The sequence below is a fragment of the Rhodohalobacter barkolensis genome (assembly GCF_002834295.1).
GTDB lineage: Bacteria > Bacteroidota > Rhodothermia > Balneolales > Balneolaceae > Rhodohalobacter > Rhodohalobacter barkolensis.
In genome coordinates this window covers 1528301-1551787 of sequence record NZ_PISP01000001.1, presented here as the reverse complement: position 1 = coordinate 1551787, position 23487 = coordinate 1528301, and the positions used below count along the sequence as shown (strand labels likewise).

General features: G+C 43.7%; 18 protein-coding genes. 13 read left to right on the top strand and 5 right to left on the bottom strand.

Going from position 1 to position 23487, the window contains the following annotated elements:
- The first annotated feature begins 6 nt into the window (after positions 1-6).
- Positions 7-1566: an outer membrane protein transport protein gene (locus CWD77_RS06520; RefSeq protein ID WP_101072552.1), complete on the top strand. Its 1560-nt coding sequence runs from the start codon at positions 7-9 to the stop codon at positions 1564-1566.
- Positions 1567-1572: 6 nt separating this feature from the next.
- Here CWD77_RS06520 and CWD77_RS06515 read toward each other — a convergent pair whose 3' ends face one another.
- On the bottom strand, positions 1573-2094 hold the full coding sequence (locus tag CWD77_RS06515) for a CIA30 family protein (protein ID WP_101072549.1): 522 nt from the start codon (positions 2092-2094) through the stop codon (positions 1573-1575).
- 300 nt (positions 2095-2394) lie between these two features.
- Here CWD77_RS06515 and CWD77_RS06510 point away from each other — a divergent pair, with 300 nt between their 5' ends.
- The 3 genes from CWD77_RS06510 (at position 2395) to CWD77_RS06495 (ending at position 7997) form a co-directional block, all read left to right on the top strand.
- Complete coding sequence (locus CWD77_RS06510) at positions 2395-5382, top strand: hypothetical protein (protein WP_101072548.1); 2988 nt, start codon at positions 2395-2397, stop codon at positions 5380-5382.
- A gap of 1178 nt (positions 5383-6560) precedes the next feature.
- Positions 6561-7364, top strand: coding sequence for a helix-turn-helix domain-containing protein (locus tag CWD77_RS06500; protein WP_101072544.1), 804 nt, complete (start codon positions 6561-6563; stop codon positions 7362-7364).
- A 96-nt stretch (positions 7365-7460) separates the two neighbouring features.
- On the top strand, positions 7461-7997 hold the full coding sequence (locus CWD77_RS06495) for a cupin domain-containing protein (protein ID WP_101072967.1): 537 nt from the start codon (positions 7461-7463) through the stop codon (positions 7995-7997).
- Between the two features lie 408 nt (positions 7998-8405).
- Here CWD77_RS06495 and CWD77_RS06490 read toward each other — a convergent pair whose 3' ends face one another.
- From CWD77_RS06490 to CWD77_RS06480, 3 genes are all read right to left on the bottom strand, one after another.
- Entirely contained in the window at positions 8406-9161 is a 756-nt protein-coding gene (locus tag CWD77_RS06490) for a hypothetical protein (protein WP_101072543.1), read from the bottom strand.
- On the bottom strand, positions 9158-9793 hold the full coding sequence (locus tag CWD77_RS06485) for a SatD family protein (RefSeq protein WP_101072541.1): 636 nt from the start codon (positions 9791-9793) through the stop codon (positions 9158-9160). Before CWD77_RS06485 ends, CWD77_RS06490 begins: the two co-directional genes overlap by 4 nt.
- Before the next feature lie 97 nt (positions 9794-9890).
- Positions 9891-11069: a serine hydrolase domain-containing protein gene (locus tag CWD77_RS06480; protein WP_101072539.1), complete on the bottom strand. Its 1179-nt coding sequence runs from the start codon at positions 11067-11069 to the stop codon at positions 9891-9893.
- 175 nt (positions 11070-11244) lie between these two features.
- On the opposite strand from CWD77_RS06480, the gene CWD77_RS06475 reads away from it, so the two are divergent.
- The 9 genes from CWD77_RS06475 to arsB all read left to right on the top strand — a co-directional run bounded on the left by CWD77_RS06475 (position 11245) and on the right by arsB (position 19663).
- Complete coding sequence (locus CWD77_RS06475) at positions 11245-12537, top strand: mechanosensitive ion channel family protein (protein WP_133120193.1); 1293 nt, start codon at positions 11245-11247, stop codon at positions 12535-12537.
- Between the two features lie 196 nt (positions 12538-12733).
- Positions 12734-13555, top strand: a complete 822-nt coding sequence (locus CWD77_RS06470; protein WP_101072966.1) for an arsenite methyltransferase — start codon at positions 12734-12736, stop codon at positions 13553-13555.
- A 149-nt stretch (positions 13556-13704) separates the two neighbouring features.
- Positions 13705-14031: an ArsR/SmtB family transcription factor gene (locus CWD77_RS06465; protein ID WP_101072535.1), complete on the top strand. Its 327-nt coding sequence runs from the start codon at positions 13705-13707 to the stop codon at positions 14029-14031.
- A 72-nt stretch (positions 14032-14103) separates the two neighbouring features.
- On the top strand, positions 14104-14304 hold the full coding sequence (locus CWD77_RS06460; protein WP_101072533.1) for a hypothetical protein: 201 nt from the start codon (positions 14104-14106) through the stop codon (positions 14302-14304).
- 58 nt (positions 14305-14362) lie between these two features.
- Positions 14363-14977, top strand: coding sequence for a low molecular weight phosphatase family protein (locus tag CWD77_RS06455; RefSeq protein WP_101072531.1), 615 nt, complete (start codon positions 14363-14365; stop codon positions 14975-14977).
- Between the two features lie 217 nt (positions 14978-15194).
- Positions 15195-15659: a DinB family protein gene (locus CWD77_RS06450; protein ID WP_206017957.1), complete on the top strand. Its 465-nt coding sequence runs from the start codon at positions 15195-15197 to the stop codon at positions 15657-15659.
- A gap of 94 nt (positions 15660-15753) precedes the next feature.
- Positions 15754-16380, top strand: a complete 627-nt coding sequence (gene arsD / locus CWD77_RS06445) for an arsenite efflux transporter metallochaperone ArsD (RefSeq protein ID WP_101072964.1) — start codon at positions 15754-15756, stop codon at positions 16378-16380.
- 387 nt (positions 16381-16767) lie between these two features.
- Positions 16768-18546, top strand: a complete 1779-nt coding sequence (gene arsA, locus CWD77_RS06440) for an arsenical pump-driving ATPase (RefSeq protein ID WP_101072529.1) — start codon at positions 16768-16770, stop codon at positions 18544-18546.
- A gap of 67 nt (positions 18547-18613) precedes the next feature.
- Positions 18614-19663: an ACR3 family arsenite efflux transporter gene (gene arsB, locus CWD77_RS06435; protein WP_101072527.1), complete on the top strand. Its 1050-nt coding sequence runs from the start codon at positions 18614-18616 to the stop codon at positions 19661-19663.
- 47 nt (positions 19664-19710) lie between these two features.
- On the opposite strand, the gene metH is transcribed toward arsB, so the two are convergent.
- The gene (gene metH / locus CWD77_RS06430) at positions 19711-23406 is read right to left on the bottom strand and encodes a methionine synthase (RefSeq protein ID WP_101072525.1); all 3696 of its coding nucleotides are present in this window, start codon (positions 23404-23406) and stop codon (positions 19711-19713) included.
- Positions 23407-23487 lie beyond the last annotated feature (81 nt).

Genomic DNA, 23487 nt, shown 5'->3' with positions numbered 1-23487 from the left:
AGAAGTATGCAAAAAATTATAAAATCACTGACGATAGTAGGGGTTTTACTGCTTGTAACCGGATTAAATACGTCGATCGGGCAATCAACAAATTCATTAAATTCTCTGCTGTACAGTAACCAGGCAAATATGTTTAGCGATCAGGGGATTGCAATGGATCCTGTCACAATTGTAATGCCGGGGACGGCATATGCAGGCGGCTTCGGATCTTTTTTAGATAACCCGGCTTCTGCAGCGCTGTACAATCAAAGTTTTGGCCAGTTTGGACTGGCTTATACCACTGTTGATGAATCAGCACAATTTGTAAACAGTTCGCAATCGTTAAGTGACAATCAGTTTAATTTGTCGAGCGCAGGTTTTGTCTACTCGTTTCCTACCCAGCAAGGAAGTCTTGTAGTTGGGGCCGGCTACAATCAACATTCGGTATTTAACAGGGCTCTTGGCTTCAGGGGGCGCAATGAACAGACTTCCATTACAGATCAATTTAAGTCTCCCGGTTCAACTTATGCCGACATCGCTTTTAACACTTTTGCTATCGACTACGGTGATGAGTTTGAAGATTGGGATGAGTCGATCTTTAGAATCGGATTTCCTGAATGGGGTGACTATTTAGGTATTCGACAGCAGGGAGAAATTTTTGAAAGTGGTTATGGCGGTGAGTACAGTTTCTTTGCAGCGACTGAATTTCAGGAAGATTTGATGGTTGGAGTAAGTCTGGGGGTTTTGAACGGACGTTACAAGTATGATCGCCTCTTCCAGGAAGTGGATAATTTTAATGACTACAATAGTGATTTTATCGATACGAATGATGATGGTACAGGAGATAGTGATATTGATAATATCCTCCTTCAAGATCAAATCAGAAGTAATTATACAGGATTAAAACTTCGAGCAGGTGCAATATATCGCTTGAACGAGATTCTCAACATAGGTGCAAGTTATACAATGGGAACCCGTATGGAAGTTGAGGAGATCTTTGATGCGAATATTCAAACCACGTTTGACAACAGTGTAGTCTTTGAGGATGAGCTAAACAGTGAGTTTGTCTACAATATAGAGATGCCCTCAAGAACCTCGATCGGTTTTTCACTGAATGATCTGAATGGAATTACAATCTCGACTGCTGCTGAGTATGTAAACTACGCCGGTACCCGAGTAGATTTCAATGACGGTAACCTTTTTGAAGATGAAATTGTAGAAAATGAGTTTATCGAGAATAACTTCAGATCGGTTTGGAATCTTAGAGGAGGGGTTCAATATCAGATTAATGATGGATTAACTTTACGTGGCGGTTACAGCTATTTGCCAAGTAAATTTGAAAACGGTACCGATGACCGCAGTATCTTTTCTTTTGGAACAGGAATTGCAATTTCACCCGGTGTTCAATTTGAGTTTGCAGGTCAATATAAAGCATGGGATGAGGTATCATCCGTTTACGATTATGCAGAATATGATTATTCAGCCCTTCCGGATGAACCGCCTGCATTTAATTTTCAGTCAGAAAATGCATCCAGAAATGTAGACCGCTGGCAAGTGCTTGCAACGGTGAGATTTAATTTATACTAAAAATGGTTAAGAGTGGGAATCCGGTAAGGCTTCAATTTTATTGATTTCAAGCCGGAATTCCCCTTTTTGTTTGTCACTGATCAAGAAACCAAACTGTTCAATATTTTCCACATCCAACGTCGCGGCATTTTGAGGTTTTCTTCCCCTGTAAGTAGGTTCAAAGTCTTTTAATGCAAGTTCTATTTCAATCCACTCGCCATTCTTGGTTTGAAATCTATCTTCGTACCAAAAATTAGCAGCCGGATTTTCTGTATTGGGTTTTAATCTGAAGCTGTATTGGTTGCCATCCCCCTTAACTGTCAATCTTATAGTGTTAAATCCACTTAAATTTAACGGCTCATGATTTCGAACTGATGCAAATCCGCCACTGTTTTTTAGCGAGATGTGCCCTAGAAAAACAGCATTTCCATCTTTATTAATCTGAAACTGACTTTCGGATTGGCCTCCCATCACATCATCATTTATAATTTCCCATTTTTGGTTCGCTAAATTGGTAAAATCGGTTATTACTACAGGCTTTATATACATATTGAGTTACCACTAAAAGTTGATTTAACGATTAAACAATAACGAATTGAGAACAATTCTCAGTGAATTATCTCCGTAAGTTGGATTTCAGGATTACCCCATCTCAATTACATGATTCTAACATTTACACTTTGCACATAAAAATAGTTGGTCATCTTATTTATTAAGGTAATTCAATGGGAGTCAATATTTTCAAGAGGGTTAATTACGTAGGTATAATTGTATTTATAGACTTATTGTGTTTTATTCCTACAGTTCAGTTTTGATGCTGGATGTTTACCCTTAAAAAACAACATGTCTATGGATCATCGTTACAAATTTGTTTTTCAAAAGCTTTCCTTTTCTATTTTCCTCATTTCAATATTAGGTCTTATTACAAACCTTTCTCATGCACAGCAATCATCCCGGCCGTTTTCGATTGAGTTGAATGCCGGTGGAGGATTAATCGGTAATTCCACAACAAATACAGCCTTTCAGCCGGAACTCGGATTAAGTTACATGCCGGGGAGATGGGGAGTGGGGCTCAATGCCGGCATCTATTCGTTTGATTCCGGTTTCAGTGCTGATCAATATAGAACCGGATATGAGCAGTTTACGGTATCCGAAGCGAGTGAAAATCAGTGGGAAGCGTTTTACATCAATTTCGGCCCTCGGTTTGAACAGAGCCTGAGTCGTTTTGTAAGTATGAACCTGGGTCTCGATTTGGCAATGAGCAATCAGGAAGCACCTTCACAATCAGTCCGGTTCAATGATACAACCGGTGAGCTGGAGAGCTCCGGGATTGATAGTGACATTGTTTTAGCCGAGATGGAGGGTGAGGATAGTGGCGGTTGGACAACTGCAATCCGCCCACAGATGCAGTTTGAATTTAAGCCAGGGTTTAGTGATCGGTTTAGTTTTAATATCAAGACGGGAATTCAGCACCATCTGTCAGATCGAGAAATTACCTACACTGAAAGAGACTTATCGCGTGTGATGCAGGTGGATAACGTTTTTGAGATGTACTCACAGTTTGAGCAGGCTCCGTTGGTCCAGCGAACCGAAAAGGCTCCAAAAACGAACTTTTTTGCCAATGCCGGAATTAAAATAAGCTTTGGCGGATCCAGTGCACCGGCTGCGCCCGGCCAGGATTACAATTCCAGCCGGTCCAATAAACCCGGCGGAAGTATTGCCAATGATGGCGGGGGTGATTGCGATGATGGTGATATCCGTTGTACACCCGATGGTAGTCGTGCGAAGGATTATAACTCCAGCCGATCCAATAAGCCGAGATCAGAAGCAGCTCTGGATGATGTTGTGATTATAAAAGGTGAGGGACTCACCGCGGTTGACAGTTTTATAGATGAGATTATTGAAGTATTGGATCGCTGCGAGGATGAAGTCTGTACTCAGGTACGACAGAATGCGGATGGGAGAGTAGATAAATATCGACAAGTGAGACAGAGACAAATATCACAGGATCAAGGAATAGAAGATATTCACAGCATCGTGACGGAGGATGTGGCGTCTCTCCAAAAGTGTGAGTCGGATGTGTGTAGAGAAGTTTTAACTAAAGAGGTGCAGCTTCTGGAACACATGAATGTTCTTATGAGTCTGGTTCAGTCAGGCAGAGCTGTCGCCGCGCAGGATTACAATGCAGCCCGGTCGAACAAGCCTACATCCAGTGCTGCAGATGGTGGCAATGACCAGGGAGATGATGCCGGACAACAGGTAGTGCTGATTACACAAGATGGTGACGGAAAAGTATATGCCTGGGGAGGGGAGCCTGAAGCCATCATGCAAGATGAAAATGGGAAACTGTATAGTTGGGGATTAGCTCCAAAAACCAGTGCCGGTGGTGACGAGGGTAAAGTGTATTCGTGGGGAGTTGCTTCCAGTGCAAGTCTTGAGAACGGAGATGGTGAAGTGTACTGCTGGGGTGATAATTCCAGAGCCAGTCTCATGGATGGAAGTGGTGAGGTATATTGCTGGGGTGATACTTCCGGGGCAAGTGTAGACTCTTGTGAAGGAGATATGTGCCCGCAGCCGGATCATAACTTGTACCTGGCGAAAGAACTGGGACTCGCTTCTGTAGGCGACGATATTGAAAACATCAAGCAGGTTCTGGATCGATGTGATGAAGGTGTATGCGGGCAGGTGAGACTAAATGCTGATCACCGCGATAGTGCAGTTAGAAGTGCCCAGAATAACCCCTCTGAATTCGATACGCATATTGAAGAGATTTTAAACATTGTGAAAGAGGATGTTGAATCATTGGGGAAATGTGAAACCGACGTCTGCCGGGAAGCATTGGCAATGGAAGAGAAACTGCTGGTAAAAATGAATCGACTGAGCGATCTGGCGCAGATCGCACCGGCTCGGGATTACAACTCCAGCCGATCCAACAAACCGTCCTCGCGCGCTGCGGATATTGGTGACGGTGACATGGACAGTGATGATGACGGAATTGATGATGGAGTAGATTTCACAATGGCCCGGTTGGCAAATCCGGCGGGCGTGATTGTAAAGACAGGTATGGTGGCATCAGGTGGTAATCCTCTATACAACAGTAACTCAAATTCCGGTGAAAATCCGCTCGATGAAGGACAGGCTAACGATGGAGACAGCGATGACCCGGAATCTGCAAATGTTCAGCGATATACTATTCAGCCGGGGTCTTACTGTATGGAAATTGGAACCAACTCCCAACAGGAGATGAGCTCGAGTGCGCAAGCAGAACGAGGAATCGATAAGAAAGATATTCGCAGAGGTAAAGTTGATTCCAACGGTTTCCCGGATTTCATGAAATCTGCATCATTTAGTATCAGCAAGCGAAGCGCAAGAACCGGTCGTAATCCATCCGGTGACGAAGATATGGATAGTGATGGAGACGGAATCCATTTTGATCTGGAGATCGATCCAATCGATGAGGATTCAGATGATGATGGAGTGCTGGATGGCATTGAAACAGCATCCTACAGCATCAGCAAGCGCAGTGCACGCACGGGACGAAATGTGGGCAGTGAATTGGAGACCATGGAGTCGAAAGAAGGCGTGGATCCGAACGCTAACCAAACGAGTGAAACTGAGTCAACGGATGATGTATATCAGTGGTCCTACAATCTGAATGAGCTGGAGGGTGGAAGTGATTTACCAACGGGTGGAACTCTTACCGTGCTGTTCACCGGAGGGGAGTGGCATTTTGATCTGGAGGTTGATCCGCTTGATCTTGATGATGACGGAGACGGACTCGCCGAAATGTTGCAGAACAGTTCATTCAGCATCAGTAAGCGGTCTGCCAGGATGTAAGTCAAGACCTGACAGCCTACCGACGCAAGGAGGATCCTGTCAGCGTCGGAATTTTGGTTTCGGTTTACGGAATACACTGCTCGGGTTTGATTTCACCTGCAACATGATGCCTGCCGCCAGCAACCTGAAGGCAGCAGAGCTGCTGGGTTGTCGCCGCCGGAGCGGAGCTCCGGGACGAGGAGGTGAGTTCTACTCGTCAGGCGAACCGCTGCAAAAGCGCGCTGGGATTCGACAGACGAGGATTCTGAAAAGAGCACCGGGACCCGGAAGAATTGAATTACGAATAACGAACACAGAACTGTATGGGGCCTGTTGCTTGAAGCCTGCATCTGGCAACTACAGCATTCAGACGGGGAAACGAAAATGCCCCAACGGGGTAGAATGTAATTAGCCTTGGGTGAAGTGAAACGAAACCCGGGGAATACAGCGATTATCACAAAATTTCGCCGAACAGAGAGATTGGTTCAGAGCATAGAAAAGATTAGAGGCGGTCATCTCACAAATTGAATTTGTCTAAACAGATTTAGGAGCTCGAAACTATATGCAGCGGAGCTGCTGGTTGTTGTCCCCGTCGCGGAGCACCGGGACGAGAAGAATTGAATGATGAATAACGAATATCGAATTTTGATTTGTGAAGTGTGCCGCGACAGGCCGACAGGGGGATTTTTACTCTGCCCCAGCGGGGCAGAATGTAATTAGCCTCGGGTGAAGTGAAACGAAACCCGGGGAATATGGGCCATTCCAAATACCCCGCCGATCAGAGGGGTAGGTTCGGAGTATCAAACAAATCAGAGGCGGTCATCTTAAGCGTTCAATTTGATTAAATCCATTCAAATTGGGGTTAAGGCGTTTTATGCAGCGGAGCTGCATGATTGTCGTCGCCGTGGACCGGGATGAGGAGGGAGATGGGAGCCTGCGTCCTGCCGCTTGTAACCTGAAAAAACTCGTCGGGCGAACCGCCGCAAAAGCGCACCGGATTTCGACAGACGAGGATTCTGAAAGGAGCTGCGGGACGAGGAGTTGATTGACGAATAACGAACTGCGATTTGGGGTCTGTTGCCTGGTAACGGAAGGCTGTTAAAAGAGGCAACTGCACGGAATGTACTTTTTTGCTACATTCTTTTTTAAGAGAGACATACTGCTTTGAGGAATTGTAAAACAAAAAGCCGTAATGTGTTATGGGGAATCAGGATGAAATTGTGATCCGCTCCTTTGAGTTGGGGAAAAGGGATTATACAAACGGGGAGTACTACCAGATTTTGTGGATGCGAAATGGATTCAAACGAATTCGAATTGATGATCAAGAGTTTGAGGCATGCCCCAATTTAATCTGTTTTTTAACTCCTTCACGTTTTGTTACTGTTGAACCCGGTGACGATTTTGAAGGGTGGATTTTGTTGTTTTCAAAATCATATATGCGGGATCGGGTAAGAGAGAATCTTCGCATCAAAGAGGCAGAGCTTCTGTCAGGCTTTGATAAGATACCGAAAATAATTCTAAGCCCAAAAATTGGGGATAGGGTTCATAACCTTGCTGAGATGATTGATGAATTGAGTGGATCAATTATTCCAAATCGTGAGCAGGGAGTAGCATCGCTGTTTAAAACACTGTTAGTCTACTGCGACAGTCGCTGCAATATCCGTCTGAATGGAGAGTGTAGCCAAAACGGTGTACGACTGGTAGCTAATTACAAAGAGTTGATTGCCAAGAACTACAAGACGATACACAGAGTTAGTCTGTATGCAGAGCAGTTGCATGTCACACCAAAATATCTGAATCGGGCAGTACGTGAGATTTTAGGTGTAACAGCCAAGTCTTTGATCGTGGAACAGATTATGATACATGCTAGAAGAGAACTGAAGTTTTCAGCAAAAAATGTTAAGGAAATTGCATTTGAACTTGGGTTTTCGGAACCGTTTCACTTTAGTAATTTTTTCAAAAGAGAATTTGGATCATCGCCGACTGATTTTCGTCAGATGTGACATTTATATATGATTTCCCACCTTTTTTGTATGGAATGATCTTCCTTCAAAAGTCATATTTGAAACTCAATTCAAAATTAAATGACAGATGAAGCAATGAAAAGATCAGAATTTCTGAGAGTAGCAGGAATTGGAACGAGCACCTTTGTGATAGCACCATTTGGAAGAATCAATACAGAATCGGTGATTACTGAAATGTCCTCGCCAAAAATTGTAAGGAATAGTGAAGGGAAAAAGATCAATGTTTTGGGGGATAAGATGACTTTTAAACTGACAGGAGAAGAGACCAATGGTCAGTTCACGCTTATTGAAGAGAATAATGAGCCGGGTGTACAAATTCCAACTCATATTCATGAAGATGAGGATGAAATATTTCGTGTGATTGAGGGCGAACTGGAGGTGAAAGTTGGTGAAGATACAGCAGTTTTGAAAGCGGGTGATACGGCGTTTGCCCCAAGAGGTATTCCACACAGTTGGCGGGTAGTTGGAGATCAACCTGCGAAAGTTGATTTGAGTATTTTCCCTGCCGGACTGGAACATATGTTTGAGGAATTGGGATCACTGCCACCGGGGCCGCCGGAAATGGAGAAGGTTTTTTCAATTTGTGGAAAGTATAATGTTCGCTTTATTTGAACACTCAGGATTGAACTTCAAGGTGATATCATCCAACTTTTAAACCACCTTCAATTATTTAAAGAATACTTTTATTCAATATTAGCATACATTACCTATACATCTATAAATATGTTTGGTTGAGAGGTGGATATCCTCGTATTTTAGCATATGTTACTTCAATATAAGCCCGCCGAAGTAAATTCCGACCTCCCTTTTTTTATATTAAATTTCTTACCAAGGATTGTTATACGTGACTTGGTTTTAAAAGTCAGTTTTGCAGTTGACTGAATCAATCTCGTTGATCGATTCACCAAACATTTGAGTCGGCTGTAATATTTTCCTTCACTTTGAACAAATAATTGATTCTTTCGCTGTTTATTTCTTCAAATTTTGAAATGAAACGATGTTATAATGGTTAGGATGGAGTTACAGGATCAAAAAGATTTTGATGAAAAACGCCATCCCCATAGCCAACAGTGAAGAGAGAAGAGTACCGATCAAAATATATTCGGCAAAGCTTCGGTTTCCAAACTCGGGATATCGAACTACTCCTTTTGCAGCCAATACAAAACCGATTGCTGTGTACTGTCCCATCAGAATAAAAAGAAAGACAAAAATTCGTTCCAGAAATCCTATCACCCGGCCGGTTCGGAACTGCTTTTCATCGATCTTCTTTTTGTGTTGATTGCTCAGAGGTGCCAGTTGCAGCTTTTCCAGTATGTATCGGATGAGGAGATTAATTTCATTCAGGATCATTAAAAAGCCAAAAAGGATTGCCAGCACAGTTTGCCATTGTAAGCTCACTATTGTTTCCGACGATGGATTGAAAACTTCGTTAAGTCGTGAAGCAAATTCAATGCTCCAATCGGCTACTTGTAACGACAGCAAGGGTGAGCAAAGAACTCCGATTGCCAGAATATCTATCACAAGAGCAATCATCCGGTTTCTATTTAGATCTCCCTGAATATTCTCAAGCATTTTTAAGATGAATGGCCGCATCAGTAGATAGACGATCAGAATAATCGAGCCGGCAGTAATACTCAAAAAGGGGAGAATGAGCATCGGAATGGCAGTCAGGCGAACAAAATCGGACATCTTTGTTATAGGGCGATCACGTAAGGTAAAGCGCAGTCTGGAGATCAAAATCAGATTGAGGACGGCAAAGAAGATCGTGTAGTTCATGGGTTCACCATTTCATTTACGATTTCTGTTATGGAATCGGTTAAATCTTGTATGGCATCGAGTGTTCCGGCCCGGATATTTTTATAGACGGCAACTTCTGATAGTTCTAACTCCCCGGCAATCTGTTTTACGTCGATCTCTTCATATCTCTTTTTGAGAATCATAAGGCGATTTCTGTTCCATGCCCGAAGATTGGCCGACAAAATTCGAAAACTGCTGTTCACCAACCGGTCGAACTGTTTGTTGTCTGTAGCAATAGTGAGAAGAATATCTTCCTTTTTCATCTCTTCAATTTGGTCTCTAGCCACATGAAATACGGGGCCGTCCATACCAATTGACTGCTCTCTGTTGATTTCGGTGGTTATTTCACCCACACTGATGTTAATTCGTATCTGGACCGGATGGATTTGGGCCATAATTGTCCAGATATCTCTGAACAGATGATCCGAAGAACGATACACGGCTTGAAACTCATCCCCAAGAGTAATGGTGTAAGGAGAGAGAAGTTGTCCGGACTCTCGATTCATCTTCTTGAATTGTTCCTCCAGCTTGATCTGAGTCTCTTTTCGGTCATCAGCTTCCAAATCTTTGGACTCGATGATATCCCCGATTACAACAATGTAATTCTGCATATTGAACCAATTTAGTTAAGTCATTTAATAATTAACCAAATTGGTTTAAAAATGCAAATATTAACTAAAATGGTTTATTAATCTATTAAGCTAATTGTTATTCAAGTGCCTGGTAAACCATCTCTACAAAATCACCGAGTTTTGAACTGTCAATCCATCGCAAAACAATAACAATGTCATTTTGATCATCCACAACAATGAAGTTGCCCCCAAAACCGGCTGCGTAGTAGACATGATCCGGCACATCCTCGAAATTATTCTCGTCATCCTGCAGCCACCAGAGATAACCGTATTGCGAGTTGGCAGGAGATGGTGCGACGGATTTTTCAATCCACTCCCGGGAGATAAGTTGCTGATCTTTCCATACACCGTTTCTTGCAAAAAGGAGTCCAAAGCGGGCGTGATCATAGGTGCTGATGAAGAGTCCGCCGCCGTTATGTCCTCCACCGCTGACCGACTGCATTTCCACACCGTCGATCATTTCGAAAGAGTTGTCATATCCATACCAGCGCCAGGTTGAAGAAGCTCCGATTGGATCCATTATTCTCTGTTTTAATACTTGGGGTAGTGGATTTCGCCAAACCTTTAGCAGTGAGTAGGCGAGAAGATTTACCCGAACATCATTGTATTTGTAGTGCGTGCCAGGTTCATGCAGTTCACGGTAACGCCAGTCGTCAATGCCGCCCTCACGAGGTGGACGGTCACTCCAGTCTTCCATCCCGAAAAGTGTGCCGTACCAATCTGATGATTGATTGAGAAGATGCTCCCAGGTAATCTTTGAATTATGCTCTCCATCAAAGGTGCGATCCCAAACATATTCTGTGAGTCGGTCGTCCGGGCTGTGGATCAAACCATCATCCCAGGCCAATCCGGCAACGGCCGAGAGATAACTTTTGGTAACGCTGAATGTCATATCTACCCGTTTCAAATCACCCCAGCTTGAAGCAATATATCCATCTTTAATCACCATTCCAGCCGGATTGCCCCGCTCTCTGACAGGCCCCGCAAGTTGATGGTATGGTTCATGACTAAATCCCTTCAGGATGGCAATTCGAAGATCATTCTCTACACTGTTTTCATTGTTGATAGCAAACTGAACGGCATCATCCAATTCGGAGGATTGAAATCCTAATTCCGAGGCGGATTTCTGTTCCCAATTGTCGCCAATCCCTGCAGGCGGGTAGTAAAGATTTTGTGCAGAGATTGTGCTGACAGAGGTAATCAGAAAGGTAAAGATTAGAAGACCGGATTTGAGCAAAGTAGCTTTTTGAAGCATGAGCGGATTGTTTTCAAAAGTTTAAAATGAGGTTAGTATAAAATAGTTCTTTTGAAGATTAAGGCAATGTTTAAAGAAATACTGCTGAGGTAAATAGTTATTCACTCTTTTTCTTCTGTTTCTGTACAGTTCTTCTTATTACCTTTTACCCGATATTCCCTAACCGAAATTTAGATTGAGAAGAGCAGTAATGGCAATTTCCTATTTATTAATGCAGACGGATCTCCTGAAAAATTTGACTCAAATTCTGCCAGAACACTTGCGGGGGGAAAGTGCGGAAGCTGCTGTGGGATTGGCGTTGATTTTTTTGATTTCAGCTCTAGTTCATCTGTTTATCCGGGTATGGATTATCCGACTGCTGACTCGTTTTGATGAAAAGACAGATTCAGAGTGGTACGACATCATTCTAAGGCATAAGCTTCCACAGCGAGCTCTTTTTATGATTCCTTTGGTCATTATCTATAACGGTCTTGAACTGGTCCCGCAATTTAATGAAGATCTGACAAGTTTTATTTTGCGCGTTACCGCAGCACTAATGATTTTAGTGGGAGCCCGCGTTTTTGATGCTTTTCTCTCTTCAATGCATTCGCTCTATCTTCTGCGGCCCGATGCACATTTGACCCCTATCAAAAGCTATATTCAACTGGGTAAAGTGATCGTCTACGTTTTGGCCGGATTTTTCATTATTTCAAGCCTGGCTGACAAATCACCCTGGTACTTTCTGAGCGGTATTGGTGCCGTAATGGCGATCATTCTCTTGCTGTTTAGGGACACTCTGCTATCACTTGTAGCCAGCGTTCAGTTAACCAGCAATGATCTTATTCGGGTGGGAGACTGGATCGATATGCCTCAGTTTGGAGCCGACGGAGATGTGATTGACATTGCATTGAACACCGTTCGGGTTCAGAACTGGGATAAAACGATAACTGTTATTCCAACTCATAAATTTCTGGAGCACAGTTTCCGGAACTGGCGCGGTATGCAGGAGTCGGGCGGACGCCGGGTGATGCGATCACTAAAAATTGACATCTCGACGGTTCGTTTTCTCACATTCAATGAAATACAAACGCTGAAAAAATCTCATCTCCTTTCTAAATATATGGATGAAAAGATGAAGGAGATTGGTGAGTATAACGAAAAGCATTTGAAAGGCTATACCTCAACACTTACTAATGGCCGCTGGCTCACCAATATTGGTACATTCCGCCGTTATGTGATTGAATACCTGAAGAAGAATCCAAATGCTCGTCAGGATATGACGATGCTGGTCAGGCAGCTTGAGCCGACCGAAACGGGTTTACCAATTCAGATCTATTTCTTTGCCAATACTACCGTTTGGGCAGAATATGAGGGAATACAGTCGGATGTATTCGATCACCTGCTTGCTATTGCTCCAGAATTTGGATTGAAAATTTTCCAGCAGCCATCCGGGAATGATTTCCGAGGATTGAAAATTCATGAGGGTTGATGTTGATTCGAGAGTATTGAACCTAAAGATCTTCAATGGTTTAGGGAGTCTTAGAGGCTATTAAAGACTGATAAATTAGAGAGCCAATCAATAAATTTAATTTTGGAATCAATCTGACCTGTCTTATATTCATCGTAAAATTACGATAGAATAAATGATTTATCGTATCATTTATAAAATTCTCAACAGAAAAGCGATGAAAATAAGGAAAGAATCTCCCGAGAAGATCAAACAGTCAGTTAAAGAGAAGTATGCAAAAATCAGTGAACAGAACGGAGAAGCCGGGTGTTGTGGACCTTCGGGTTGTTGCTCAACAGATAGCAGTGTGGATTACACCATTTTTTCAGATGACTATTCGAACCTGGATGGGTACAATCCTGATGCGGATTTAAATCTAGGCTGCGGGCTGCCAACCGAATTCGCCAAAATGAAGCCCGGTGATACGGTTGTGGATCTCGGCTCCGGCGCGGGAAATGACGCATTTGTTGCACGACAGGTAGTAGGTGAGTCAGGCAAGGTAATTGGTCTGGATATGACCGAGGCGATGATTCAACGATCTACGCTGAATGCAATCAAACTCAACTACATGAATGTAGATTTTGTACTGGGCGATATCGAAGAGATGCCGCTCGATGATGAGATTGCCGATGTAGTAGTGAGTAACTGTGTTTTGAATTTGGTGCCGGATAAGGAGAGGGCTTTTGCAGAGACCTATCGAATACTGAAACCCGGCGGACATTTTAGTATCTCAGATATTGTTGTTGCCGGAGATTTGCCGGATGCCATCAAAGAGGATGCGGAAATGTATGCTGGTTGCGTGGCCGGAGCGATCGACAAGGATGAGTATTTAAAGATTGTAAAGGAAACCGGTTTTGAAAATATCACCATTCAGAAACTGAAGGAGATTCAGCTCCCGGATGAAATGCTGCTGAATTATCTCACAAAAGAAGAACTAAAAGAATTCAGAAACTCCGATACAGGTATATACAGTATAACGGTGTATGCGGAGAAGAGGTAGATGAGAGTCATTTTTTTATTAAGTGATTAGCATGTGTTTATAGAAATTAAAACGGACTCAACAAACGAGCTCCCCTCCATGTGGAGTGCTTTTCGACATAGGGAGGGGCTAGGGGTGGGTCAGGTCTTTTAACTAAAACCAATCAAATTATGATACAAGCAAACCCGATAAAACTGGACGATCCCGCAATTGAGCGGTCTGCAGCTATAGCCAAAGCGTTGGGTCATCCGGCGCGGATTGCTATTCTCAAGATATTGGCCCAGAGAAACAGCTGCTTTTGCGGAGATATTACCGAAATTTTGCCGCTGGCCCAATCCACCGTTTCCCAGCACTTAAAGGCATTGAAAACCGCCGGTTTAATTAAAGGAGAAGTAGAAGGTGTAAGAACCTGCTACTGTCTGAATCCCGATGGTGTGAAGGAGCTGAAAAGTTTGCTATCGGAGTTGTCTGATGAGCTGATTCAAACCTGTTGTTAACCCCGAATAGATATAGAAGACCTGTCAGCGTATGAAGCGAAGTGAAATTCCTGACAGCGTCAGTTTAGATTAATGTCATTTTTCAACACGGCCAGAAGTTCTCCGAAAGCAATCAGTTACGCTGTCAGGTTGAAAACCATGAGCCACATCGCCTCTGAATATGTTGCTCTTCGAATGAATGCACAGCTTCGGCGATATTTCTTTTTTCCTCGTTTACCCCGGGTTGAAACCCGGGGCTATAGACAGTTCGCTCCGATGGAGCTTGCGTTTTAAAAGCATCCTTCAGACTGTTTTTTAAATCCTTTGATCAATCAACATTAGAACATTAACTATGTACTCAAAACTAAAAAACTATATCTCTCAGCTGACTCAGAATTTTGATAGCATCCCGAAAGAACGTAAAAAAACATTGCAGGATGTTGCGGACTATATAACCAAGGGGTTAAATGAAAATGAAACGGTTAAGCTGAACTTCATCTGCACACACAATAGCCGGCGGAGTCATCTGGCGCAGATCTGGACTCAAACGGCTGCTGCTCATTACGGAGTAGAAGGAGTGAAGACATTTTCAGGCGGAACAGAAGCAACGGCATTTAATCCCAGGGCCGTAGCCGCTATAGAACGAGCCGGGTTTCATGTCAATAGCCCGGTCGGAAAGAACCCGAGGTATGAAGTGAGAATTGCAGAGGATGCAGATCCTATGTACTGTTTTTCAAAAACCTTTGATGATGAAGTGAATCCGGATAATAACTTTGCCGCAATTATGACCTGCTCGGATGCAGATGATAACTGTCCGTTTGTTCCGGGTGCTACCTACCGGAAACCGGTGACCTATCGCGATCCAAAAGAGTCGGATGGAACAGATCATGAAAAAGAGACCTACGATGATCGATGCCGGCAAATTGCAACAGAGATGTTTTATATGATGTGCCGGGTTCAAAGCTAAAAATCTCCGTCAGAACACTAAAAGCGGTCTGACAGATAGATCAGTGACATTAAAAAGCTCCATCGGGGCGGTGGACAAATAGCCCAGGGTTTTTACCCTGGGAAAAGGAATTGTACTAAAATTGGAAAGCTCTGTAGGAGCGACACACAAGTTTTGCTGAAAGATTCTTGTCTGCTCACATTATCTGTGCTGACGAGAGATCAGAAAGAATTCAAAAATGGAGTTGAAGATGACCGATCAAAACTATTACGACATGTGGAAAATGGGGCGAACCCGTTTGACAAATCAGCTGGACAAGATTTCGGAAGAAGATCTGCTAAAAAGGGTTCAAAGTGAATCTAACAGTGTGGGTTGGCTGCTGCGTCATATTGTGGAAGTGGAGCTTCTATTCGCAAAAAATGTTTTTGAGCAAGATTTAAATGTAAAAGCACAAACCATTGGTTCCATCGCCAAAGACCGCGGACAGTTTAAGGAACTGGAACCTTTGCTGGAACTTATTGAAAGAGCAGAAGAGGAACTGGGTTCAGCCATTCAGAAGATAGAAGAGTGGGATGGTGAGGTTACCACGGCGGAATTTGGAACAGTGACCCGAGCTGAAGCACTTGGCAGAATTACGACGCATACTGCTTATCATGCCGGTCAAATTGCGCTGGCGAAGAAGTATGGGGAGCCTAGAAAATAGATCGATTTTGAAATTATGATTGGAACTGCAAATCATTAATCGTAAGTTTACGATGAATTTAGAAATTATGACCAACAAGAACAAAATGAAGCAAATGAGTAATCAAACCGAGACTAAGACAATAATTGAAGTTTATGACCCTGCCATGTGCTGCAGCACCGGTGTATGCGGACCGGACGTGGATGATGAATTGGCAGATTTTGCAAATGATGTGAAATGGCTAAAGTCACAAGGTATTGAGTTGAAGCGGTATAATTTGGGACAAGAACCGGAGGAGTTCAAGATGTGTGTGCCGGTATTAACACGGCTACAAAAGGAGGGGTCTGACGTACTTCCAATTATCCTGGTAAATGGTGAAATGGTATCAGAGGGCGGTTATCCGGATCGATCCACTTTGATGGAGTGGGCCGAATTGAACGGTTCCAAGGAAGATTCAGCAGTTTCAGAAGAGCCTCTGGATCAAATAGTAAAACCACTCTACAACGAAAAGGTAGATATTCTGGTAGCAATCGGTTCAGCCGTAGCATCGGGAAGTGATTCGATTTTACGGGAGATGTTTGCCAAGGGAAAAGAGGAAGGAATTTCTCAGGATGATATGGCCAAGGCGATGCAGTCCGGTTTGAATGTGCGTCAGGTACCGCTGTCAGAAATTGTTGAAACGGCGAACGAGTTGCTTGGCGTGCCGTCTAATGGATGTGCACCCGGAAGCGGATGCTGTTAATACCCGTCTGACCGCTTGGAGCGGTCTGACGGATGCTATGAAATCCAGACTTGTGAGTGTCTGTAACAAAGTGCTCATTTTTGAACACGTAATGAAAATTCTGACAGTTTCGGTTTGTAACTGAAGCATAAACTCAACGCTGACAGATCCGGTTGGTGCTGTCAGGTTGATTAAATTATCCCCTCTCGAGAGGGGACAGACGGTTGAGCATTTAGCGAAACGGGCAGGGGTGTGTTTAGTAACGTGGATTTGCTCTCGAACCAATTCGGAAGAAGAACTTATCCCTTTAACCGTTTTAAGCGTGCTGACAGTATATAAAAATAAAAACCACCCCTTAAAAAGGAGGGGAAATTCAACGATTTTATAAACTTAAAAAGAGTCATCAAGATGTTACCTGAAATTACACCCTATATATTTTTTACTGGAAAAGGGGGCGTTGGTAAAACATCGCTTGCTAGCGCTACAGCAGTTAAACTGGCCGATGAAGGAAAGTCGGTATTGCTGATCAGCACGGATCCCGCCTCAAATTTGAAAGAAGTGCTGGAAACCAATGTTACCGAGAAGATCACTCCCATTGATGGAGTTGAGAATCTTCATGCGGTAAACATCGACCCGGAGCTTTCGGCTGAGGAGTATCGAAAGCGGGTCACATCACCGATGGAGGGGATTCTGCCGGAAGAGGAGATTAACAAGATACGGGAAGAGCTTTCAGGAGCTTGTACGACAGAAATCGCCGCTTTTGATGAATTTGCACGATACGTTGCAGGAGACGGTGAAAATCAGCCGTATGATGTTATTGTCTTTGACACGGCACCAACCGGACACACATTGCGCCTTTTGGAACTGCCGGCTGCCTGGAGTGAATTTATTGAATCCAATCCTGATGGAGCCTCTTGTATCGGTCCATCATCGGCACTGAAAACCAGTCAGGCGAGATACCAGAAAGTAGTGGATCGTTTGAAGGACAAAGATGCGACTACTATATATCTGGTCACTCGGCCCGATGGATCCGCTCTTCGGGAAGCTGATCGATCAGGACTGGAGTTGAAGGAGATGGGGCTCGCAAATCAATTGCTGTTGATTAACGGCTATTTTGAACCTGTAGATGTATCGGATCTATTTGCACAGAAAATGAAGGAGATGGCAGATCACACTTTGGAGAACATGCCGGATCGCCTTAAAGAGATGAAGCAAATTACATTTCCGCTTCGACCTTACAACCTGCTGGGGATTGAAAAGCTTCGAAAAGTGTTTGAGCCGCTCGATAAAGACGAAATTAAAAATAACAGCGGATCTATTTTGACGGAAGATTATGAGAGTGACTTCCCTGGACTTGAGGATATGGTAGAGGATATCATCGACGATAAGGATCACGGACTGGTAATGACCATGGGGAAAGGCGGTGTCGGTAAAACAACCGTTGCTGCAGCCATTGCGCTTCGGCTCGCTCAGAAAGGTTATCCGGTTCATCTCACAACAACCGATCCGGCGGCCCACTTGATGGACCATCTTGGAGATATGAAGTTGCCGGAAAATCTGGAGGTTAATCGGATTGATCCTCACTCCGAGAAAAAAGCATACATCGAAAAAGTTCTCAAGCAGAAAGGGAATAACAAAACGGAAGAGGAGCTGAAACTGCTGAAGGAGGATTTGGAGTCGCCCTGTACCGAAGAGGTTGCCGTATTTCAGGCGTTTTCAAAAGCAATTCACCAGGCGAAACGGAAATTTGTGGTTGTGGATACAGCCCCGACCGGACACACTCTGCTCTTGCTCGATACTACCGGGAGCTACCATCGCGAAGTACTGCGAAATACTGCTATGGATGCGGATAAGTTCAAAACACCGTATATGTTCTTGCAGGATTCCGATTACGCAAAACTGATTATCGTATCCCTTCCGGAAACCACACCAATTACCGAAGCAGCAAAACTTCAGGATGATTTGAGAAGGTCAGGAATTGAGCCCTATGCGTGGGTAGCTAATCAGAGTATGTCTGCAACAAATATTTCTGATCCACTACTCAAACAGCGAGCAGCAGCAGAGGTGCCTCTATTGGATGAAATCGATAAAAGTCATGCAAAAAAACTGTATGCGATTCCATGGATTTCTGAGCATCATGTTTTACAAACACTCATATCAAAACAGAAAAAGGACGTTATTGCTTGAAAAAATGTGGCTGAGCTATAACTGATTTTGAAAAAATATCATCTAATCGAAATTATAAAGAAGAATAGTGACTGAAGAGAATAAATCGATCGACTTTTTTGAAAAATACCTTACCGTCTGGGTTTTACTCTGTATTGCTGTTGGAATTGGCCTTGGATATGTTTCGGGTGATTCCATTGAGGTACTTAGCAACTTCAACCTCTATAATGTAAATATTCCCATCGCTATTTTAATATGGGCGATGATCTACCCGATGATGCTGCAGATAGATTTTGCCTCATTGAAAGATATTGGTAAAGCTCCTAAAGGGGTTGTTTGGACAGTGATTATAAACTGGGCGATTAAGCCGTTTACAATGGCCTTCTTTGCTTGGATTTTCTTTTACCATATATACGGTGCGTGGATTGACCCATCCATGGCTCAGGAATATATAGCCGGAGCAATCTTACTGGGAGCTGCCCCCTGTACGGCTATGGTTTTTGTGTGGTCGTATCTATCTGATGGCGATCCAACCTACACTCTGGTACAAGTATCCGTAAACGATATCTTGATCCTGATCCTCTTTATTCCCATTGTAGCATTTTTATTGGGTATTACAGATATCGCGATTCCATACAACACCCTAGTGACATCCATTGTAGCGTTTGTAGTGATTCCATTGGTTGCGGGTTATCTCACACACAAAATACTGGTGAGAAAGAAAGGAATGGAATGGTACACCAATCAGTTTTTGCCCAAATTTAAACCGGTTTCCATTAGTGCTCTTTTGCTAACGTTAATTCTGCTTTTTGCTTATCAGGGAGATCGGATTTTAGACGAGCCGGTTGTGATTTTACTCATCGCCGTTCCGCTTATCATTCAAACCTATTTCATTTTCTTTGTGGCATGGTACGGCGGTAAATGGCTTAAATTAAACTATCAAACCTGCGCACCCGGCTCCATGATTGGTGCCAGTAACTTTTTCGAACTGGCGGTTGCTGTGGCGATTATGCTTTTTGGTATTCAATCCGGTGCCGCTCTGGTTACGGTGGTTGGCGTACTAATCGAAGTACCGATCATGTTGTCATTGGTTAAATTCGCCAACAGCCAGAAAGCAAGCTACACTGTAGCTGATTAGATTAATTTGCACTCAATATTAAGTTAATGGTCGTGGAGGAACTTGGCTCAATTATCATAAGCCAGGTTTGGCCCGAGCCATCGCTCGATCTCTTCCACACTCATACCTTTCCGCTTGGCATAATCTTCTACCTGATCGCGCTGAATATTTCCAAGATTGAAATATTTGGCCTCCGGATGGGCAAAATAGAGTCCGCTTACAGACGATGCAGGCGACATGGCCAGATGCTCGGTTAATGAAATTCCGGTAATCTCCTCAACAGCCAGAAGATCAAACATGGTGCGTTTCTCGGTATGATCAGGTTGTGCCGGATAACCGGGAGCCGGACGAATTCCTCGGTATTTTTCACGGATCAGTTCATCGTTGTCAAAGTCTTCAGCCGGTGCGTAGCCCCACAGCGTTTTTCGTACCTCCTGATGCAGAAATTCCGCAAACGCCTCAGCCAGGCGGTCAGCTAATGCCTTGGTTAAAATGGCATTATAATCATCATGATCGGCCTGGAATTTTTTGACCAGCTCACGAACTCCGTGTCCGGTAGTGACCGCAAATGCACCTAAATAGTCGGCTTTTCCAGAATCCTTAGGTGCTACAAAATCAGACAAAGCTTTATTAGGTTGACCGGATCGTTTTTTAGATTGCTGACGAAGCGTGTGAAACGTAGCAATTACATCATCTCGCTGTTGGTTTTTGTAGAGTTCAATATCATCACCGACAGAATTGGCGGGGAAAAGTCCAACTACACCGTGTGCTGTAAATAGGTTTTCGTCAATAATTTTGTCGAGCAGGTGATTGGCTTCATCAAACAGTTTTCGTGCTTGTGCTCCGGCATGCTCATCCTGTAAAATGTCCGGAAATTTTCCTTTCATCTCCCATGCAATAAAAAATGGTCCCCAGTCGATGAAGCGTCTGAGTTTATCTAATGGAAAGTTTTTGAATGCAGTAATCCCTGGATTTACAGGCGGTGTAACATCGGCTTTCTTCCAATCGACGTTTGTTCTGTTTTCTCTTGCCTCTTCAATCGGTAGATACGTTTTCCTTTTATTCCGGCTGCTATACTGCTTTCTTAAATCTTCATATTCATTTTTGATCTCATTCAAAAAGCCTTCTTTCAATGTAGTTGATACCAATCGGTTTACAACAGTTACGCTACGGGAAGCGTCTAAAACGTGAATGACGGGTTCATCGTAATTGGGAGCGATTTTTACAGCTGTATGCATTCTTGAAGTGGTGGCGCCGCCGATCAGCAGTGGAGTTATGTAACCACCTTTCTTCATCTCTTTGGCAACATGTACCATCTCGTCGAGTGACGGGGTAATCAAGCCGCTGAGGCCAATTACATCTACCTTGTGTTCTTTTGCTGCAGCCAGAATTTTGTCGGCAGGATTCATTACACCAAGATCAATCACATCGTAATTGTTGCAGCTTAAAACAACAGACACAATATTTTTCCCAATATCGTGAACATCACCTTTTACAGTAGCCAAAAGCACCTTGGCCTTTGGTTTACTATCGGGTGAATTCTCTTTTTCTGCTTCGATAAAAGGAATTAATATGGCTACTCCTTTCTTCATTACCCGAGCGCTTTTTACAACCTGAGGCAAAAACATCTTGCCGGCGCCAAAGAGATCACCTACGATATTCATACCATCCATCATGGGGCCTTCAATGACTTCGATGGGGTGTTCATATTGCTGACGAGCTTCCTCAACATCCGCTTCAATATAGTCAACAATTCCTTTCACCAGCGCATGTTGAATACGTTCTTCAACGGTGCCATTACGCCACTCATCCTTTTTAACTTCAGCAGTTTCCTCGTCTTCATCTTTAATTCTGTCGGCGTATTCAATCAGTCGTTCGGTTGCATCATTTCTGCGATTCAGCAGTACGTCTTCAACTAATTCTTTTAACTCAGGCTCAATCTCTTCATACACTTCCAGCTGAGTGGGATTGACAATTGCCATGTCGAGTCCGGCTTGAATGGCGTGATAGAGAAATGAAGAGTGCATTGCTTCGCGAACCCTGTTATTTCCACGAAAAGAGAAGGAGATATTGCTCAACCCACCACTGGTTTGCGCTTTCGGAAGATTCTGTTTGACCCATCTGACAGTTTCAATAAAATCGACGGCATAGTTGTTGTGTTCCTCAATTCCCGTACCAACAGTTAAAATATTCGGATCGAGTATGATGTCCTGAGGAGCAAAACCAACTTCATCCACCAGAATATCATAAGCACGTTTGCAGATCTCTTTACGGCGCTCCAGCGAATCGGCTTGACCCTCTTCATCAAACGCCATGACAACCACGGCGGCTCCGAAATCCAGAATTTCTTTGGCTTGTTCTTTAAATGACTCCTCGCCCTCTTTAAGGCTGATAGAGTTTACCACACTTTTTCCCTGTGTGGTTTTAAGTCCGGCTTTCAGTACACTCCATTTTGAACTGTCGATCATAAACGGAATCCGGGCAATGTCGGGCTCTGCTGCCATCAGATTAACAAAATCGGTCATTACTTGTTCAGAGTCGAGCAGACCTTCATCCATGTTTACATCAATGATCTGCGCACCGCCTTCAACCTGATCTCGCGCAACGGCCAGGGCTTCATCATACTCTTCATTTTTGATGAGACGCTTGAACTTGGCTGACCCTGTGACGTTGGTACGCTCACCGATATTTACAAAATTGGTATCCGGTCTAACCACCAGCGGTTCCAAACCGCTAAGTCGCAAATAGGGCTTGGGTTTAGATTTTTTTCTCGGTTTATGATTTGCAGCTTCTTCAGCGATGGCCCGAATATGATCGGGGGTTGTACCGCAACAACCGCCCACCATGTTAACCAATCCTTCTTCAGCATAATTTTTTAACTGTTGTGCCATGTAGCCGGGCGACTCGTCATATTCACCCATCTCGTTTGGAAGGCCGGCATTGGGATATAGACTTGTGAAACAGCTCGCATGTTTTGACAGCTCCTGAATGTAGGGCCTCATCTGGCTGGAGCCGAGTGCGCAGTTCAGCCCGATACTCAATAGTGGATTGGCATGTTGAACGGATGTCCAGAACGCCTCAGTGGTTTGTCCGGAGAGAGTTCGGCCGCTTTGATCCACTATGGTACCTGAAATCATGATCGGAAGTCGCCTTCCAATTTTACGCATGTGGCGATGAGCGGCGTAGATAGCCGCCTTGCAGTTAAGTGTATCAAAAACCGTTTCGATAAGGATTGTATCCACACCGCCGTCAATCAGTCCGCGAATTTGTTCTTCATAGGCATCAGCAAGTGCATCGAACGTGATGGCACGGTAACCGGGATTTTCCACATCAGGGGAGAGGGAGAGGGTTTTATTGGTTGGTCCTACCGCTCCTGCTACAAAACGAGGTTTGTCGGGATTTTTTTGTGTGAATGCATCCGCGGCTTCTCGGGCAACCTTTGCAGATGCCAAATTGATCTCATACGAAAAATCCTGAAGCTGGTAATCCTCCTGTGAGATCGGGTTCGCATTAAACGTATTCGTTTCGAGGATGTCGGCACCGGCATCCAAAAATTGAGAGTGAATATCCCGAATGATATCAGGCTGAGTTACGCTCAAGAGATCATTATTACCCTTAAGTTCATTATCAACATTCTTAAATTTACTTCCCCGAAAGTCCTCTTCAGAGAGTTTATATCCCTGAATCATGGTTCCCATAGCCCCATCTAAAATGAGAATACGGTTTTTAAGAATGGAAAAGAGCGGATGAGCGGAACGTGACATAGAGTTTTTTCTTTATTAACTGCTGAGCTTGCGAAGCTGAAAAATCTGCATTTTAAAGCTTAAAAGCATGTATTGATTTCG

Excerpts from the sequence above, each read along its gene's own strand:
- CWD77_RS06455 (WP_101072531.1), top strand. The coding sequence starts at position 14,363 with ATGTACTCAAAACTAAAAAACTATATCTCTCAGCTGACTCAGAATTTT.
- CWD77_RS06460 (WP_101072533.1), top strand. The coding sequence starts at position 14,104 with ATGTCATTTTTCAACACGGCCAGAAGTTCTCCGAAAGCAATCAGTTAC.
- metH (WP_101072525.1), bottom strand. The coding sequence starts at position 23,406 with ATGTCACGTTCCGCTCATCCGCTCTTTTCCATTCTTAAAAACCGTATT.
- CWD77_RS06520 (WP_101072552.1), top strand. The coding sequence starts at position 7 with ATGCAAAAAATTATAAAATCACTGACGATAGTAGGGGTTTTACTGCTT.
- arsD (WP_101072964.1), top strand. The coding sequence starts at position 15,754 with ATGAGTAATCAAACCGAGACTAAGACAATAATTGAAGTTTATGACCCT.
- CWD77_RS06500 (WP_101072544.1), top strand. The coding sequence starts at position 6,561 with ATGGGGAATCAGGATGAAATTGTGATCCGCTCCTTTGAGTTGGGGAAA.
- CWD77_RS06490 (WP_101072543.1), bottom strand. The coding sequence starts at position 9,161 with ATGAACTACACGATCTTCTTTGCCGTCCTCAATCTGATTTTGATCTCC.
- CWD77_RS06515 (WP_101072549.1), bottom strand. The coding sequence starts at position 2,094 with ATGTATATAAAGCCTGTAGTAATAACCGATTTTACCAATTTAGCGAAC.
- CWD77_RS06495 (WP_101072967.1), top strand. The coding sequence starts at position 7,461 with ATGAAAAGATCAGAATTTCTGAGAGTAGCAGGAATTGGAACGAGCACC.
- CWD77_RS06470 (WP_101072966.1), top strand. The coding sequence starts at position 12,734 with ATGAAAATAAGGAAAGAATCTCCCGAGAAGATCAAACAGTCAGTTAAA.
- CWD77_RS06480 (WP_101072539.1), bottom strand. The coding sequence starts at position 11,069 with ATGCTTCAAAAAGCTACTTTGCTCAAATCCGGTCTTCTAATCTTTACC.
- CWD77_RS06450 (WP_206017957.1), top strand. The coding sequence starts at position 15,195 with ATGGAGTTGAAGATGACCGATCAAAACTATTACGACATGTGGAAAATG.
- CWD77_RS06485 (WP_101072541.1), bottom strand. The coding sequence starts at position 9,793 with ATGCAGAATTACATTGTTGTAATCGGGGATATCATCGAGTCCAAAGAT.
- CWD77_RS06465 (WP_101072535.1), top strand. The coding sequence starts at position 13,705 with ATGATACAAGCAAACCCGATAAAACTGGACGATCCCGCAATTGAGCGG.
- CWD77_RS06510 (WP_101072548.1), top strand. The coding sequence starts at position 2,395 with ATGGATCATCGTTACAAATTTGTTTTTCAAAAGCTTTCCTTTTCTATT.
- arsA (WP_101072529.1), top strand. The coding sequence starts at position 16,768 with ATGTTACCTGAAATTACACCCTATATATTTTTTACTGGAAAAGGGGGC.